The 16,929-nt window shown below is 58.3% G+C and carries 18 protein-coding genes; 16 read left to right on the plus strand and 2 right to left on the minus strand.

From position 1 onward, the window contains the following. Positions 1 to 67 precede the first annotated feature (67 nt). Complete coding sequence (locus ACR0B7_RS04240; RefSeq protein WP_480680962.1) at positions 68 to 958, plus strand: LysR family transcriptional regulator; 891 nt, start codon at positions 68 to 70, stop codon at positions 956 to 958. Positions 959 to 960: 2 nt separating this feature from the next. Here ACR0B7_RS04240 and irrA read toward each other — a convergent pair whose 3' ends face one another. Continuing rightward, on the minus strand, positions 961 to 1,377 hold the full coding sequence (gene irrA / locus ACR0B7_RS04245; protein WP_170414104.1) for an iron response transcriptional regulator IrrA: 417 nt from the start codon (positions 1,375 to 1,377) through the stop codon (positions 961 to 963). Positions 1,378 to 1,565: 188 nt separating this feature from the next. Here irrA and fabA point away from each other — a divergent pair, with 188 nt between their 5' ends. Genes fabA through ACR0B7_RS04265 form a run of 4 tightly spaced genes read left to right on the plus strand, consistent with a single transcriptional unit; the run spans position 1,566 to position 4,384 of the window. Then, complete coding sequence (fabA, locus tag ACR0B7_RS04250; RefSeq protein WP_170326986.1) at positions 1,566 to 2,075, plus strand: bifunctional 3-hydroxydecanoyl-ACP dehydratase/trans-2-decenoyl-ACP isomerase; 510 nt, start codon at positions 1,566 to 1,568, stop codon at positions 2,073 to 2,075. A 31-nt stretch (positions 2,076 to 2,106) separates the two neighbouring features. After that, positions 2,107 to 3,336: a beta-ketoacyl-ACP synthase I gene (gene fabB, locus ACR0B7_RS04255; RefSeq protein WP_480680964.1), complete on the plus strand. Its 1,230-nt coding sequence runs from the start codon at positions 2,107 to 2,109 to the stop codon at positions 3,334 to 3,336. Positions 3,337 to 3,341: 5 nt separating this feature from the next. Further along, a complete protein-coding gene (locus ACR0B7_RS04260) occupies positions 3,342 to 4,133 on the plus strand; it encodes an enoyl-ACP reductase FabI (RefSeq protein WP_170484396.1) in 792 nt (263 codons plus the stop codon). 59 nt (positions 4,134 to 4,192) lie between these two features. Continuing rightward, entirely contained in the window at positions 4,193 to 4,384 is a 192-nt protein-coding gene (locus tag ACR0B7_RS04265) for a hypothetical protein (protein ID WP_170484394.1), read from the plus strand. Between the two features lie 24 nt (positions 4,385 to 4,408). Here the strand turns inward: ACR0B7_RS04265 and ACR0B7_RS04270 are convergent, their stop codons facing one another. Next, on the minus strand, positions 4,409 to 4,837 hold the full coding sequence (locus tag ACR0B7_RS04270) for an FKBP-type peptidyl-prolyl cis-trans isomerase (protein WP_170484392.1): 429 nt from the start codon (positions 4,835 to 4,837) through the stop codon (positions 4,409 to 4,411). A 110-nt stretch (positions 4,838 to 4,947) separates the two neighbouring features. Here ACR0B7_RS04270 and ACR0B7_RS04275 point away from each other — a divergent pair, with 110 nt between their 5' ends. The 11 genes from ACR0B7_RS04275 (at position 4,948) to ACR0B7_RS04325 (ending at position 16,925) form a co-directional block, all read left to right on the plus strand. Further along, the gene (locus ACR0B7_RS04275; protein WP_170484390.1) at positions 4,948 to 5,637 is read left to right on the plus strand and encodes a haloacid dehalogenase type II; all 690 of its coding nucleotides are present in this window, start codon (positions 4,948 to 4,950) and stop codon (positions 5,635 to 5,637) included. Next, a complete protein-coding gene (locus ACR0B7_RS04280) occupies positions 5,634 to 6,461 on the plus strand; it encodes an alpha/beta fold hydrolase (protein WP_170484388.1) in 828 nt (275 codons plus the stop codon). The genes ACR0B7_RS04275 and ACR0B7_RS04280 overlap by 4 nt, the downstream gene beginning before the upstream one ends. Continuing rightward, entirely contained in the window at positions 6,458 to 7,432 is a 975-nt protein-coding gene (locus tag ACR0B7_RS04285) for a threonine/serine dehydratase family protein (protein ID WP_170484386.1), read from the plus strand. The genes ACR0B7_RS04280 and ACR0B7_RS04285 overlap by 4 nt, the downstream gene beginning before the upstream one ends. 59 nt (positions 7,433 to 7,491) lie before the next feature. Then, positions 7,492 to 8,280, plus strand: coding sequence for a 3-oxoadipate enol-lactonase (pcaD, locus tag ACR0B7_RS04290; RefSeq protein WP_170484384.1), 789 nt, complete (start codon positions 7,492 to 7,494; stop codon positions 8,278 to 8,280). Positions 8,281 to 8,303: 23 nt separating this feature from the next. Beyond that, positions 8,304 to 9,029, plus strand: coding sequence for an alpha/beta fold hydrolase (locus ACR0B7_RS04295; protein WP_170484382.1), 726 nt, complete (start codon positions 8,304 to 8,306; stop codon positions 9,027 to 9,029). Between the two features lie 77 nt (positions 9,030 to 9,106). Then, entirely contained in the window at positions 9,107 to 10,306 is a 1,200-nt protein-coding gene (locus ACR0B7_RS04300; protein WP_170484380.1) for a TCR/Tet family MFS transporter, read from the plus strand. Between the two features lie 525 nt (positions 10,307 to 10,831). After that, the gene (locus tag ACR0B7_RS04305; protein ID WP_170576699.1) at positions 10,832 to 11,998 is read left to right on the plus strand and encodes a TAXI family TRAP transporter solute-binding subunit; all 1,167 of its coding nucleotides are present in this window, start codon (positions 10,832 to 10,834) and stop codon (positions 11,996 to 11,998) included. Positions 11,999 to 12,086: 88 nt separating this feature from the next. Further along, positions 12,087 to 14,069 carry a TRAP transporter fused permease subunit gene (locus ACR0B7_RS04310; RefSeq protein ID WP_170484376.1) on the plus strand — a complete coding sequence of 661 codons (1,983 nt, stop codon included), beginning with the start codon at positions 12,087 to 12,089 and terminating at the stop codon, positions 14,067 to 14,069. Between the two features lie 111 nt (positions 14,070 to 14,180). Beyond that, positions 14,181 to 15,275 carry a Zn-dependent alcohol dehydrogenase gene (locus tag ACR0B7_RS04315; RefSeq protein WP_170484373.1) on the plus strand — a complete coding sequence of 365 codons (1,095 nt, stop codon included), beginning with the start codon at positions 14,181 to 14,183 and terminating at the stop codon, positions 15,273 to 15,275. Positions 15,276 to 15,296: 21 nt separating this feature from the next. Next, positions 15,297 to 16,529, plus strand: a complete 1,233-nt coding sequence (locus ACR0B7_RS04320; protein ID WP_170576700.1) for a mandelate racemase/muconate lactonizing enzyme family protein — start codon at positions 15,297 to 15,299, stop codon at positions 16,527 to 16,529. A 108-nt stretch (positions 16,530 to 16,637) separates the two neighbouring features. Next, a complete protein-coding gene (locus ACR0B7_RS04325; protein WP_170484842.1) occupies positions 16,638 to 16,925 on the plus strand; it encodes a metalloregulator ArsR/SmtB family transcription factor in 288 nt (95 codons plus the stop codon). The last annotated feature ends 4 nt before the right edge of the window (positions 16,926 to 16,929 follow it).

Here is a 16,929-nt window from a genome sequence, read left to right on the forward strand (position 1 = left end):
ATGCGCTGATCTGCACATGGCTCGCCCCTCTGTTCAAATCATATCTTTCAAAGATAGACTTAACTTCATGTTATATATCTCTTTGCGCCAATACGAATATGTCTGCGCCATCGGCAGACACGGCAGCCTGTCGGCTGCCGCCCAACACTTGAACGTTTCGCAACCTGCCCTTTCGAACGCATTGACTCGGGTCGAGGAACAGTTGGGGTACCCGCTATTCAGCCGCAAACGCGGTGCAGCTATGGCCCTGACCCCTCAGGGGCGCAGCTTTATTGAAGATGCCGAAGCACTGTTGGCCGGGGCCGCTCGACTCGAAAACGCACGTGGCACTGATTCTGCAAAAGGACGGCTTTGCCTGGGTTGCTTCGGTGATCTTGCCCCGTTTTTGCTGGCAAAGGCTCTGCGTCACCTGCGGAACGGCCTGCCAGAAATTTCCGTAAGCTATCTGGTGGATGATTTTGAGGGGCTGATTTCAGGACTCGTCAGCGGACAGATCGATCTGGCGCTGACGTATGGGCTGACGCTGGACGCCTCTTTTACTGCGACGACCTTGTTCACACGCACCCCAAACGCTGTGATGTCACCGGCTCACCCCTTGTCGGGGCGCAAGAAAGTGTCACTGCAAGATGTGGCGGCCTTCCCTCTGATCCTATCGGACGAGGGGCTTTCGGCGCAGCATTTCTTGGGCCTGTTTCAGCGGATCGGTCAACGGCCAACAATCGCGCACCGAGCAGCCTCACTTGAAATCCAACGCAGCTTCGCAGCCAACAACGAAGGGATAGCCCTCAGCTACGCAAACATTCCCGCCCTGACCAGTTATGACGGCATGCCGCTGGTCAGCCTGCCCGTATCCGATCAGATCGCGGCGGAACCCGTCGTACTGGCAAGACATGGCACTGGGCCGATGGACCCTCACACGGAAAAGGCCGAGCGTTTGCTGACTGAGCCAATAACGTAAGGTTATTTCTTCCGAAGGCGGATCACCACGTCAACGGACGCGATTTCAACCCCTTCGGGTGCTTCGGGCAGGCGATGAATCACCAATTCTTCTGATGGCGCATCGCTCAACCGACCCTCATCCTCCCAGAAAAAGTGAGGATGGTCATGCGTATTGGTATCGAAATAGCTTTTCGAGCCGTCCACCGTGATTTCCTGCAAAACCCCCGCATCGCAGAACGCGCGCAGTGTGTTGTAAACCGTCGCCAAGGAAACGGCGTCACCGTTCTTTTTGGCCGATTCAAAAAGGCTTTCCGCCGTCACATGCCGATGACGGCCATCCCCCACCAGCAATTCGGCCAAAGCCACACGCTGACGCGTCGGGCGCAGTCCGGCGTGAACCAACCAATTCGTAGCGATGCTTTGGCTTTCAGGTGTCATGAATCCGATACCATTTCGTTGCTGAGGTATATATAAGTGCGCTGGTCAGGTAATTTCAAATGAAATTCATTCGCAAAGAATAGTCTGAACACAACATGATATGGGCCACCGCTCTTGCAGGACCTTGCATGCGGGTGCTAGACGAGGCCAGATTAAACGAACAGACCCCTGGCAGGAGAGGCGGCAGAATGGCCCAATTCCCGAGCAGCTTTGATAAGGACGATCTGCTGAAATGCGCCCGTGGCGAACTATTTGGCCCCGGTAACGCGCAGTTGCCTGCACCACCGATGCTGATGATGGATCGGATCACCGACATCTCGGCCGATGGCGGCGCGCATGGCAAGGGCCACGTTCTGGCCGAATTCGATATCACTCCGGATTTGTGGTTCTTTGACTGCCACTTCCCCGGAAACCCGATCATGCCCGGATGTCTGGGCTTGGACGGTCTGTGGCAGCTGACCGGCTTCAACCTCGGTTGGCGCGGCTGGCAGGGGCGCGGCATGGCTGTGGGCGTGGGCGAGGTCAAACTGACCGGCATGGTACGCCCGGACCGCAAGATGCTGACCTATAAAATTGACTTCAAGAAAGCGATCCAGACTCGTCGCCTGACAATGGGCGTGGCGGATGGAATCGTCGAAGCGGACGGTGAAATGATCTACGACGTCAAAGATATGAAAGTCGTATTGTCTGAAGCCTAAGCCTGACCGGGCCGAAATAAGGAGCACGCACATGCGTCGAGTAGTTGTCACCGGTTTGGGGGTCGTGTCCTCCATCGGGAACAATGCCCAAGAGGTTCTGGCCTCTCTCAAAGCTGGCAAGTCCGGCATCGAGGCCAATGACCAGATGGTTGAACACGGCTTTCGCAGCCAGATCGCCGGGTCACTCAAAATCGACGTGTCCGAGCACGTCGACAAGCGCACGCTGCGCTTCATGGGCCCAGGTGCGGCCTATGCCCATATCGCCATGAATCAGGCGATCGCCGATTCCGGTCTGACCGAAGAACAGGTCGTTAACCCGCGCACAGGTCTTGTCGCAGGCTCAGGCGGGCCATCGACCAGCGCAATGCTGACTGCGCATCAGACAGTGCTGAAAAACGGCGCGACCAAGCGGATCGGGCCGTTCGCCGTACCCAAATGCATGTGCTCGACCATTTCAGCCAACCTTGCGACGGCGTTCAAGATCAAGGGAATCAACTACTCGATCACGTCGGCCTGTTCGACCTCTTTGCATTGCATCGGGAACGCGGCAGAACAGATCATGCTGGCCAAGCAGGACGTCATGTTCGCAGGCGGCGGCGAAGAACTGGACTGGACCCTTTCCTGCCTGTTCGACGCGATGGGCGCGATGTCGTCGAAATACAACGACACGCCCGAGAAAGCCTCGCGCGCGTTCGATCAGAATCGCGATGGTTTCGTGATCTCGGGCGGCGGCGGTATCGTCGTGCTGGAAGATCTGGATCACGCTCTGGCCCGTGGCGCAAAGATTTACGCCGAGGTCACAGGCTATGCTGCAACGTCTGATGGTCACGATATGGTTGCCCCGTCTGGCGAAGGCGGTGAACGCGCCATGCGTCTGGCCTTGGGCACCCTGCCCGAGGGTCGGAAGGTCGGCTATATAAACGCCCACGGAACATCGACCCCGGTCGGAGACGTAGGCGAGGTCGAAGCCGTGCGGCGAATCTTTGGCGAAGGCAACGTGCCTCCGATTTCCTCGACCAAGTCGATGACGGGCCACGCGCAGGGGGCGGCAGGCGCGCTCGAGGCTATTTTCTGCCTGCTGATGTTGCACCACGACTTCATTACGCCGTCGATCAATGTCGACACTCTTGCCGAAGGCATCCTGCCCGGTGAAATTGCAACTCAAGTTGTTGAAAATGCAGGTTTGGACAGTGTCATGACCAACAGCTTCGGCTTTGGCGGCACGAACGGGTCCATGGTTCTGTCCAAGTATAACGGGTGAAAGTGATGTCGGATCTTCTTAAGGGCAAACGCGGCCTAGTTATGGGCGTGGCGAATGACCGCTCGATTGCGTGGGGTATTGCCAAAGCCATGCATGAGGCCGGCGCAGAGCTTGCCTTTACCTATCAGGGCGAAGCATTCGGCAAGCGGCTAGAGCCGCTGGCCCAAAGCCTCGGCAGTGATTTCATGGTAGATGCGGATGTCACCGATGACGCCTCGCTGGATCGAGCGTTTGCGGAATTGGGCGAACGCTGGCCGACGATTGATTTCGTGGTTCATGCCATTGCCTATTCGGACAAATCCGAACTGACGGGCCGGTTTCTGAACACCACACGGGCGAATTTCAAACACTCGATGGATGTGTCGGCCTATTCGTTCATCGAGGTCGCGCGCCGCGCCTATCCGTTGATGAAAGACAATGGCGGCACATTGCTGACGCTGACGTATCAAGGCTCGAACCGAGTGGTTCCGAATTATAACGTCATGGGTGTGGCCAAAGCCGCGCTGGAATCTGCAACGCGCTATCTGGCGAATGATCTTGGCCCCGAGGGTATCCGTGTCAACGCTATCTCGCCCGGCCCGATGAAGACACTGGCTGGTGCTGCCATTGGTGGCGCGCGCAAGACCTACAAGTTCTGCGACCAAAACGCGCCGATGCGCTCGAACGCGACGCTTGAGGCTGTGGGCGGCACTGCTGTCTATCTGGCGTCAGATGCGGGCGCATGTACGTCGGGCGAAATCGTTCGGGTCGACGGAGGCTTCCACGTTCTGGGAATGCCGCAGCCTGACTTCATGTGACCTGATCTCTCCCTGCCGGTGCCAAGATTTGACCATCTTTCACCGGCAGTGATAGCGGCATGAGCAAAGCCGAACACATAGTTGCAAGCAGCCCACGCGTCTCTCGCTCCCGCCGAAAGCCGGGTTTTTTGGGGCTTCGTGGTCGCGTTACGTTGCTGACCCTAACAACGCTGTTGATGCTGTTTGTATTCTACACGCAACCGCATGTTCGCGCCGCTTTTGTGTCCTGGACCAGCCTGCTGACAGGCTGATCCCCGTTGTCCCCTGAGACGGATTCAGTTGATGGCGACGACCTCAATATCAAAAATCAGATCCTGACCCGCCAGCGGGTGGTTTGCGTCCAGCGTTACCGTCGCTTCGTCCGCCTCGACCACGGTCACCGGCAAAACCTGCCCGTCAGGAGCCTGCATCTGCAGTTGCGAACCCGGTTCCAGCGGAATGTCGTCCGGGATGCCTTCGCGCGGAATGCTTTGACGCATCGCGGGATTGATCGGGCCATAGGCATCCGCACAAGCGATCTCGACCCGCTTTTTCTCGCCCACAGCCAAACCGGGCATAGCGCTATCGAGACCGGGAATAATCTGACCCGAGCCGACGACGAATTCCAACGGGTCACGCCCATCCGAGCTGTCAAAGACTTTGCCGTCCAACAACGTCCCGGTGTAGTGAATGCGAACCGTGTCGCCTTGCTTGATTGCGGTCATATTGGCCTCCGGCCTGAAAAAGGAATGAGCGGCCAACCCTAGGGTGTGACACGGCATTGTAAACCCTTCGCTCATTTGCCAACCTGCGCCGGACGAATGGAGGGGATCACATGCCGATCAAAACCTGCGTTTTCGACGCCTATGGAACGCTGTTCGACGTCGCGGCGGCCGCACGTCAGGCTGCTGCCGAACCCGGCTTTGAAGCATTGCAGCAGAAATGGCCGGAACTGGCCAATTATTGGCGATTGAAACAGTTGCAATACACGTGGTTGCGCGCAGTTGCCGATGCCCACGCAGATTTCTGGGATGTCACGCAAGACGGGTTGGATTGGGCGCTGGAGGCAACCGGCTTGGACGGAGACGGGGCGCTGCGACAGCGACTCTTGGACTTGTACTGGCAATTACAGGCATACCCCGAAGTCCCCGAGATGCTGCGCGCGCTGAAAGCCGGAGGGTTGCAAACCGCCATCCTATCCAACGGCTCCCCTCCAATGCTGAACGGCGCAGTAAAGTCCGCAGGCATCGGGGACGTGCTGGACGATGTCCTGTCGGTCGAAAGCGTCGGCGTCTTTAAACCCCACGCAAGCGTTTACGATCTTGTACAGGGCAGGTTCGGCGGCGAGCGGGACGAAATCCTGTTCGTCAGCTCTAACGGGTGGGACGCAGCCGGGGCATCCGGCTACGGCTTTACCACCGCATGGGTTAACCGAGCGGGTGAGCCGATGGACCGCTTACCATGGAAGCCCGCACATGTTCTGACCGACCTAACGACGATCCCCCAACTGGCTGGACTTGAATGACTTTTTTCACCACGACGGACGGCAGAAGCATCTATTTCAGCGACAAGGGCTCGGGCCAGCCGGTGCTATGTCTGGCGGGCCTGACCCGTTGCAGCCGGGACTTTTCGTTCCTGGCACCGCATCTGACGGGTATGCGGATGATCACCATGGACTACCGCGGTCGTGGCAACTCGGACCGCGACCCCGACTATATGAATTACAATATCTTTCGCGAATCCCATGACGCGATCGAATTGCTGGACCACCTCGGCCTCGACAAGGTGTCGGTGATCGGAACGTCCCGGGGCGGCTTGATCGCAATGGCGCTGGCCGCCAGCCACCCCGAGCGTCTGTCAGCCGTGGTTCTCAACGATGTCGGACCGGTTCTGGAACTGTCCGGCATCGCCAAGATCTTGGACTACGTTGGCAAACAGCCCGTGTCCAAAACCTATGACGAGGCCGCAAAGGTCCTGCAGAAGTTTATGGAGCCGACTTTCCCCGGCGTCCCTTTGGAGCGTTGGCGGCAACAGGCCGAAATCCAGTACGAACAGACGGGCGACGGGCTTGCGATGCGGTATGACCCTGCGCTGCGCACCGCATTACTTGAACAGGCGGCGACGGGGGCCGTTCCGGATATGTGGATGTTTTTCGAGGCGCTTCGTGACACGCCAACCGGCGTGATACGGGGCGAGAATTCGGACATACTTGGCAAGGATACGCTGACGGAAATGCACAAGCGCCACCCCGGTCTTATCTCGGCAGAGATACCGGATCGTGGGCACGCCCCGTTTCTGGACGAACCGCAATCGCTTAACCTCATTCACAAGGTACTGGACGCTGTATGAGCTCGCTTGACCTGATCGAAGCCGCAGCCGAGCGGTTAAAAGGCCACGTTCGGGAAACGCCGATCCTGACCTCACCGTTTCTGGATGAAATCGCGGGGCGTCGTGTTCTGGTGAAACCGGAATGTCTGCAACACACTGGCAGCTTCAAGTTTCGCGGGGCGTGGTCGGCGATTTCAGCCCTCAGCGAAGCGGATCGCAGGCGCGGTGTGATTGCCTATTCCTCGGGGAACCATGCGCAGGGTGTTGCCCATGCCGCTGCTTTGCACGGCACGTCGTCGGTCATTGTCATGCCGTCGGATGCGCCGCAGTTGAAGATCAACAATACCCGCGCGTTGGGCGGTGAGGTGGTCCTTTACGATCGCGCAAATGAAAGCCGGGAAGACATTGGCGAGGCGCTTGCATCCGAACGTGGCCTGACCCTGATCCGCCCCTATGATGAGCCGCAGGTGATTGCCGGACAAGGCACAACCGGCCTTGAAATCGCACGGCAAGCCGCGACCTTGGGCGTTGAACAAGCCGATGTTCTGGTGTGCTGCGGCGGCGGTGGGCTGACATCAGGTATCGCGCTGGCGCTTGAAGGGCATGCCCCAGGCCTGCGCGCCCGACCGTGCGAGCCCGGGGGGTTCGACGATGTGAAACGCTCTCTGGCGACCGGGCGCATACAGAACAACGCCGCGTCGTCGGGAAATATCTGCGATGCGATCCTGACACCGCAGCCGGGCCAAATCACCTTTCCGATCTTGAAACGGCTGTGCGGACCGGGGTTTTCCGTCACCGAAGAAGAAGCAATGCAGGCCATGGCGCTTGCTTTTCTGCGCCTCAAGATTGTGTTGGAACCGGGCGGTGCGGTATCATTGGCCGCAGCCCTTTTCCGTAGCGATGAAATCAAGGGCGACGCGGTGATAGTTGTTGCATCGGGGGGCAATACGGACCCCGAAGTCTTTGGGAAAGCACTGGAATTCCTGACCTGACAGCGGATACCAGATAAGTCAGGTTGTGAATTCCACGTGTGACGAATGGGGATTAAGTCATGCAAATAGCAACGCTTGGGGACGTCAATATTCACTACCGTGTCGACGGTGACCCGAACGGCGCGCCTGTGGTTTTCGCCAATTCTCTGGGTACCGACCTGCGCCTGTGGGATGCCATGCTGCCGCATTTGCCGCCGGGTCTTCGGATCATCCGGTATGACAAACGCGGGCATGGCCTGTCGTCCTGCCCGCCCGCGCCTTATTCGATGGGGGCACTGATCCGCGACGCCGAAGCCCTGCTGGACCTTCTTGAGGTTCGGGATTGTGTCTTTGTCGGCCTGTCTATCGGTGGTTTGATTGCGCAGGGGCTTGCCGTGAAGCGCATGGATCAGGTTCGCGCCTTGGTCCTGTCGAACACGGCTGCAAAGATCGGTACGCCCTCAATCTGGCAGGACCGGATGAACGCGGTGCGTGAGGGCGGGATCGAAGCGCTGGCTGATGCCACGATGGAGCGGTGGTTTTCAAAGCCGTTTCAAGCGTCCCCGGACCACTTGCTTTGGCGAAACATGATGGTGCGCCAGCCTGCGGACGGCTATCTGGGCTGCTGTGCCGCCATCTCGGGAACTGATTTCTACACGCCAACAAGCGGCCTGAGATTGCCAACGCTTGGCATTGCGGGCAGTGAAGACGGCTCGACCCCGCCCGATCTGGTACGCGAAACCATCGACCTGATCCCCGGCTCACGGTTCGAGCTGATGCGGAGGGCTGGCCATCTTCCTTGTGTCGAACAACCTGTCGAATACGCGGCCCTGCTTCAGAGGTTCATGGCCGACATAGGACATATTTAGAAGTATTTTGAAGGAGCAGTATTTTGGCGGATTTCCTGTTGGTCCATGGCTCGTGCCATGGTGCGTGGTGCTGGCGCGACGTAATCCCGGCGCTGGAACATCTGGGCCACTCGGCGCGCGCGATCGACTTGCCCAGCCACGGCTCGGACCCGACCCCGATCTCAGAGGTGACGCTGGAAAGTTGCCGCGACGCCGTTCTGTCCGCCAGTTCACCACAGACCATTATCGTCGGGCATTCCTGGGGCGGCTATCCGATCAGTGCAGCAGCCGAGGCTGACCCGAATGGCATGAAGGCGCTGGTTTATCTGTGCGCCTATGTGCCCCGAGATGGCCTGTCGATGATCGAGATGCGCCGGAACTCGCCTAGGCAGACGATCAGCGACGCGGTCGAGAAATCCGCAGATGGCTTGTCCTATTCCGTCAAGCCGGATCGCGTTCAGGCGCTGTTTTATCACGACTGCCCTGCTTCCACCGTGCCATACGCGCTGGCGCGCCTGTGTCCGCAGGCCATCGCACCGCAAGATACGCCCTTGCCTCTGGGCGACCGCTACGCCCGCGTACCCAAGGCGTATATCTGCGCTTCGGATGATCGAACAATTCCAGCCGAGTATCAGGAAGAAATGAGCCGCGCCGTGCCTGCCAATATGCGGCACACAATCGCAAGCTCGCACTCTCCGTTCTTTTCGCACCCGCGCAAACTGTCCGAAATCCTGCACCAGATCGTCGACACTTTGCCAGACACCCCGTGACATCGTTCTTTTCGGGTGTTTTCTAAATCACCCGACTATGGTTAGGGTTCCGGCATAGTGTCATATATCCGGTTTCCATGCGCCTGCCCTTTTTCTTTGTCCTGATGACAGTCATGATCGACGCAATGGGCATCGGTCTGGTTCTTCCAATCATGCCCGAACTGATCGTCGAGGTTCAGGGCGGAACGCTGGCAAGTGCAGCAATCTGGGGTGGAATCCTGAGCACGGCTTTTGCAGCAATGCAATTCGTGTTTGGGCCCATTCTCGGGAATCTCTCGGATGCTTACGGTCGCCGAATTGTTCTGCTGGTATCCCTGTTTGTCATGTCCCTTGACTATGTCGTCATGGCGCTTGCGGGCAGTATCTGGCTATTGCTGGCAGGGCGTATCGTCGGAGGCGTCACTGCCGCAACACACGCCACGGCAGCAGCATTTATGGCTGACGTGTCCAAACCCCATGAAAAGGCCGCGAATTTTGGCCTTCTCGGAGCAGCATTTGGTGTAGGTTTCGTTCTGGGTCCCGTGGTCGGAGGGTTGCTGAGCGAATATGGCACCCGCGCGCCCTTCTGGGCTGCTGCGCTCCTCTCAGCGCTGACATTTGCAATCGGCCTTTTTGTCATGCCGGAAACTGTGACGGACAAAACCCGACGATCCTTTAGCTTGCGCAGGGCCAACCCGGTCAACTCGCTTCGCGCCATTGCTGCGCTGCCGGGCATACGGCCAATGCTGTGGGTCTATTTCCTGTATTCCGTTTCGATTTATGTCTACCCGGCAATCTGGGCCTATTTCACCACCGAGCGGTTCGGCTGGTCACCGCAAATGATCGGACTGTCGCTGGGTGTCTATGGGATTGGGATGGCGGCTGTTCAAGGCGGGTTGATCCGCCCGGCGACCCGGTATCTGGGCGAGCGCGTTACGATCATCTACGGCATGGTATTTGAGATCGGCAGTTTTGTCGTTCTGGCGTTCCTCACGAACGGTTTTATCGCACTGATGCTGATCCCCGTCACGGCATTGGGTGCCGTCGTAACCCCGGCGTTGCAAGCCTTGACCTCTCGCGCCACACCGGATTCGCAGCAAGGAGAACTACAGGGCGTTCTAACGTCGTTACATGCCTTGTCGATGGTCATATCACCTCTGCTGATGACCAGCGTCTTTGCGCATTTTGCCCGACCTGAAACAGCGTTTTACCTGCCGGGCGCACCTTTTCTGCTGGCGATGGTGCTAATGATCATTGGGTTTGCACTGTTTTTGAGGTCGCGACCCGTTACCCCATGAAAAACTTTCCAAATTTCTTGGGGAGAGTGCACGCCGCGATTTGGCCTGTTCGGAAAGTCTGTCGGCCTCACTCCATACCGGGGAATGAACGGGCACGTCCGCAGACATACAAATGAATAGTTAATATAGGATTTTGTTTGTATGAGCGAAATCCACCTTCCGACTATGCTGTTTGAAAGCTCCAACGAGCTTGATCATCCAGCGGCTGGGCGGTCCTCCAGGCAAACGCCTGCGACGATCACAACGGGCGCTTGATGAGGTAGCGGCAGCACGAGGGGAGGTGCGCTTGTCGAACTAGGTGCAGAAAAGATCCCAACAAAAGCGGCATGATCTATCGCTTGGGACGAGAATGCTCGGCACGGTTTTCCTGGCAGCCGGAGACTGCTTTAACAACCGTTCCGAACTAGCCTCAAGCTTTGTTTGTCGCCGCAAGCTGTTGAGCGGACAACGCCATTTCCAGGAGTTCACAAGGCTCGTCGAAATCGGCCGAAAAACCGCAGACATGTTAGGCAACGGAGGAGAAAGATGATTACACGAAAACTATTGGCTGCAGCGGCGTGCTCGGTCACCGCGACTTGGGCGGTGGCGGGCGAAATAGAATTGCCCACCCAAATCACCTGGACGGCTTACGGCACTGGGTCCGCAGGCTACAACCAATCCGTCGCCATCGGCGCTGCGATGCAAGAAGCACTGGGCGTCAACCTTCGGGTTTTGCCGGGCAAAAACGACATCGCGCGGACCGAACCTCTGCGGCAGGGCAAAGTACAGTTTTCTGCCAACGGCGTTGGTGGTTCGTTCATGGCGCAGGAAGGCGTGTTCCAGTTCGGTGCAGAAAACTGGGGGCCGCAGCCGGTTCGTATTTTGGCGGCCAACAATGGCGGAACATTTGGCCTGACCCTCGCGGTCGCGGCTGAGGCCTGTGAAAAGGCAGGCAATCCCGGATGCGAAGGCTTTGAATATTCGGACCTCAAAGGGATGCGCGTGGCCTGGATCAAAGGTGCCCCCGCATTGAACGTCAACAACGAAGCATATCTGGCGTATGGCGGTCTCACCTGGGATGATGTCGAGATTGTTGAATTCGGCGGATACGGTGACTCTTGGGTTGGTATGATTGACGGAACGGTCGATGCAGCCTTTGCGACCACGACCTCGGGCCGGGTTTACGAAGCAGTTTCGTCGCCGCGCGGCGTGTACTGGCCTCCGATTGACCCGAACAATTCCGAAGGATTGGATCGGATGCTGGCCATTGCGCCGTTCTTCTCGCCAATCACGGCAACGGCCGGGGGCAACATTGATGACACCGACGGGGTCCAAACTGCAGGATACGCTTATCCGGTTCTCATGACATATGTCGATCAGGACGAAGCTCTGACATACAACATGACCAAGGCGCTTCACGAACTGTACGACAAATACACCGGCAACGCGCCCAGCGTCGACGGATGGGCGATCGACAAGCAGAACTTCACATGGGTCGCTCCCTACCACGAAGGCGCAATCCGCTATTATCAGGAACTGGGCCTTTGGACCGACGAAGCGCAGGCCCACAATGACAAGCTGATTGAACGCCAGTCGTTGCTGCAACAAGCCTGGGAAGAGCTGAAGGCCGAAGGGCCGGACAACTGGCAAGAAGCCTGGGAGCAAAAGCGCCGCGACGCCCTGGAAGCCGGTGGCTTTGAGGTGGTTTTCTAAAGGTCGCGAACCCGAAAACACTTGATTGTGCGGGCCCCTCAGCCCGCACATTCCAATACCGATACCAACACAATACTTGCGAGAGCCAATGACGCAGCAACCTGAAAGCACGCGCGGCAGCGCCGCAATCGAAGCCGAACTTGCCGAGGAACGTCGGACATTTTCAGGGCTGGCGCGCTGGCTCATCATCCTTTTCACGCTCACTGCAATCGGGCTTGCCGTAAACAAGCTGTTCAATCTGCGGCTGGGCGGTACATCGCTTTTGGAGGGGACATACCTCTATGCATTGGCCGGGCTGTTTCTCAGCCTCTCATTCATCATCTTCCGAGCGGGCAACACCCTGTCGGCACGCGTTCCGTGGTACGATTGGATACTTGCCGCCCTTGCATTTTGTATTTCCGGATTTTTTGCTGTGACAGCAGGAACCAGCCTGGATTCAGGCTGGGAATACGCCGCGCCGGACAAGGCGGTCTGGGCCTCGATTTTACTATACTTGCTGATCCTCGAAGCAACACGGCGGGCTGGTGGGTTCGTGATCTTTATCATCGTGCTGTTCTTTTCGCTGTATCCGACCTTTGCGGATCAGATACCCGATCCGCTTAACGGCTTTGCCCAGCCGTTCCGGGACGTGGTTCCTTATTTCATGATTTCGTCCGAGGCGTCGTTCGGTATTCCGATGCGAGCCTTCGGCAATCTGGTCATCGGATTCATCCTGTTTGGCGCCGTATTGCAGTTCACCGGCGGCGGTAAATTCTTCAACAACCTCGCTCTCGCTTTGGTCGGCGGCTTCCGGGGTGGTGCCGCCAAGGTCTCAATCTTTGCATCCGGCTTCATGGGGTCGATGTCCGGTTCTGTTATCTCGAACGTCCTGACCACGGGTGCCGTATCCATCCCAGCAATGAAGAAAACCGGGTTTGCACCGCGATTTGCGGCCGCGACCGAGGCGTGCGCTTCGACCGGCGGAGTTGTCATGCCGCCGATCATGGGGGCGACGGCCTTTGTGATCGCCTCGTGGCTGGGCATGCCCTATGTCGAGATCATGCTGGCGGCTGCGATCCCGTCGCTGTTGTATTTCTTCGGCCTGTTCGTCCAGATCGACGCGTATTCTGCAAGGCACGGCCTCAAAGGCATGAGCCAGAGCGAACGCCCCCGCGTTGGTCAGACCCTGCGCGAGGGCTGGTTGTACATCTCGGTTTTTGCGCTGCTGATTTTCCTGATGGTTGCCTTTCGCTGGGAAACCACGGCCCCCTTCTTCGCGGTCGTCCTTTTGCTTGTCGTCAACCAGTTCAAGAAAAACGACCGCGTTTCGCTAGAAGGCTTTCTCAACATCATCGTCTCGGTTGGGCGCACCCTTTCTGAACTGGTGGCCGTTTTGCTGGGCATTGGCATGATCGTCGGCGCGTTTCAGGCAACCGGACTGACCGGACCGTTGGCCAATGAACTTGTGCATATGGCGGGCAGTTCGGTCACCATGCTGCTGATCATGGGTGCCCTGACCAGCTTTGTCTTTGGCATGGGTATGACCGTCACGGCCTGTTACATCTTTCTGGCCGTCGTCCTGGCCCCTGCGCTGGTTCAGGCGGGACTTAACGAACTCTCGGTGCATCTGTTCATTCTGTATTGGGGCATGGTGAGTTACATAACCCCGCCGGTGGCATTGGGTGCATTCGCGGCTGCGTCGATGGCAGGTGCCAATGCTTTCCGCACAGGGATCGAGGCGATGAAACTGGGCGGAGTAATCTACTTTGTGCCCTTCTTCTTTGTCTTGAACCCCGCGCTGATCGGGCAAGGCTCGACGGTTGAAGTGGCGGTGGTTTTGATCTGCGCCCTGATAGGAATCTGGTTTATTTCTGCGGCATTGCAGGGGTATCTGGCCTTTGCAGGCTCACTCGGAACCGGTCCTTTCAGTCTGGTGTCCCGGGTCGTTTTGTTCGTGTCAGGGTTCCTGATTGCCTCCCCGGCTGGCGGGTTGGCGGGCCTTAGCCACATGGCCCTGACCCTAGCAGGGGTAGGTCTGGCCATTATTCCCGTAACCTTTGTCTGGATGTCGCGCACGCGCGTCCAACCTTGATGGCGCATAGAAGCAGCAAAAGTTGACGGCAAAGCACATGTAAATGACGATTTCCGTCTTGCAGAGCGCACCCGACCGCGCCACCGTGATCCAAACGGAGCGAGGGAAATCATGCAGACCATCAAAGCCGCCGTATGCCGGGCGTTCAATGAACCTCTGGTAATCGAAGACGTTCAACTCGCGCCACCAGGGACAGGCGAGGTCGAAGTGACCCTGGATGCGGTAGCAATCTGTCATTCCGATATCTCCTACGCAAGCGGAGCTTGGGGCGGCTTCCTCCCTGCCGTTTACGGGCACGAGGCCGCCGGGATCATCTCTGCGGTGGGCGACGCGACCGAAGGGTTCAAAGTGGGGGACGCCGTTGTCGTCACGCTGATCCGGGCGTGCGGGTCCTGCCCGTCCTGCGCCGGAGGCCAGCCGACGATATGCGAAACGCCATACGACACGGTCAAGGGGCCGTTGCGCGCAGCAGATGGCGGCCCGTTGGAGCAAGCAATGGCCTGCGGAGCCTTTGCCGAGAAGGTGGTGGTCAGCCACCGGCAGATTGTCAAAATCCCGGAAAACATGCCCAAAGACGTGGCCAGCCTGCTGTCCTGCGGGGTGATTACAGGGGTCGGTGCCGCAGTGAATGCCGCCGGTCTGCGCGCCGGTCAGGACGTTGTAGTCATCGGCGCGGGTGGGGTCGGTCTGAACGCCATTCAGGGGGCTCGCATCGCCGGTGCTCGTCGAATTGTTGCAGTCGACATGACCGAAGAAAAACTTGCAATCGCGAAAGAGTTCGGCGCAACCCACGGCGTTTTGGCGACATCCAAGGCTCCGTGGAAAGACGCATACGAAGCGCTGGGTGGGCGTGGTGCCGACGCCGTTCTGATCACAGTTGGCGCGATCCCGGCATACGATCAGGCCGTGCGGTATCTGGGGCGCGGAGGCAAGGCCATCATGATCGGCATGCCCCATTCCGGGGATACAGCCAGCTATGAACCCGTCATTCTGGCCGCTTTGGGTCAGGGTTTGATCGGGTCCAAGATGGGCGACGTGGTCATTCAGCGTGATATACCGTGGATGATAGACCTGTATGAACAGGGCCGGTTGAAACTGGACGAGCTGATCTCGGGCCGCTGGTCTCTGGAGCAGATCAACGAAGCGATCGCAGACACCAAAACCGGATCGGCCAAACGCAATGTCATTGTGTTCGACAGGGTCTGACACAACGCGGGGAGAACCGGGATGAAGCTGCAGGACCTCGACATCATCATCACCGCACCGCCTGCTCCGGGTTGGGGCGGGCGGTACTGGATACTGGTGAAGGTTACGACCGATACCGGGATCACCGGTTGGGGGGAATGCTATGCCTCATCGGTCGGCCCCGAGGCGATGCAACACGTCATCCGCGACGTGTTTGAACGGCACATGATGGGCGAAAACCCCGAGAACATCGAACTGATGTTCCGCCGCGCCTATTCCAGCGGGTTTACCCAGCGCCCGGACCTGACCGTAATGGGCGCGTTTTCGGGTCTTGAAATCGCGTGCTGGGACATCCTTGGCAAAGACCGGGATCGCCCTGTCTACGCCTTGCTGGGTGGGCTGATGAACCCTCGCATCCGGGCCTACACGTATCTTTACCCCCTGCCCCAGCATAACCTGACCGATTTCTGGACTGCACCGGATCAGGCCGCAGAATGCGCAGCCGAAATGGTCCGGCGCGGATTCACGGCCGTGAAATTTGACCCTGCTGGCCCCTACACAATTCGCGGCGGCCACATGCCTGCGATGACCGACATTTCGATGTCCGTCGCATTTTGCAAAGCGATCCGCGAAGCTGTGGGAGATAAGGCAGACCTGCTATTTGGCACTCATGGCCAATTCAACACGGCAGGCGCGATCCGCTTGGGTCAGGCTTTGGAACCCTATTCCCCGCTTTGGTTCGAGGAACCGACCCCGCCCGACATGATCGAGGACATGGCCCGCGTTGCCCGCAACGTCCGCATCCCCGTCGCGACCGGAGAGCGTATGACGACAAAGGCCGAATTCGGCGCTGTTTTGCGGGCGGGTGCGGCTGAGATTTTGCAACCTGCGCTCGGTCGCGCAGGAGGCATTTGGGAGATGAAGAAGGTCGCGGCCATTGCCGAAATCTTCAATGCGCAGATGGCCCCGCACTTATATGCAGGACCGGTTGAATGGGCCGCCAACATCCAACTGGCGGCGTCGATCCCGAACCTATTGCTGTTGGAAACCATCGAAACGCCTTTTCACGATAGCCTGATCAAAGGCGCGCTTCGCGTCGAGGACGGGTTCGTATCAGCCCCAACCGCGCCCGGTCTGGGGATTGAAGTGGACGAAGACTTGGCTCGTGCGCACCCTTTCACGGGCGATGGGCTGCACCTGCAAATGCAGGAAGAACCCTGCGACTATGTCAACGGAAACGCGTTTCAGGGCGGTGCGCCAGCCTCCGAGGGGTGACAATCGCCTACGATCTGGGCCATATTGGACCAACCCCCAGTTGCGAACAGGCTGCGCGTGACAGTAACGGAAAAAGAAATTCAGGACACAGACGAAGCGCTGTCGGACATGAAAGACAGTGCGGCACGAGCAGCGGCTTTCCTCAAGGCGCTGGCGCATGAAGGCCGCCTGATGATCCTCTGCCATCTGGGTGAGGGCGAAAAGTCCGTGAGCGAACTTGAAAGGCTGCTGGATACACGGCAGGCGGCGGTCAGCCAGATGCTTGCGAGACTGCGCAGTGAGGGTCTGGTTTCGACCCGCCGGGAGGGGAAAACGATTTACTATTCCCTTCAGGACGGCAACACAGCCCAAATGATCGGGTTGCTTTACGACCTGTTCTGCAAACCTGAAAGCTGATCTG

The sequence above is a fragment of the Ruegeria sp. BB6 genome (assembly GCF_056539385.1).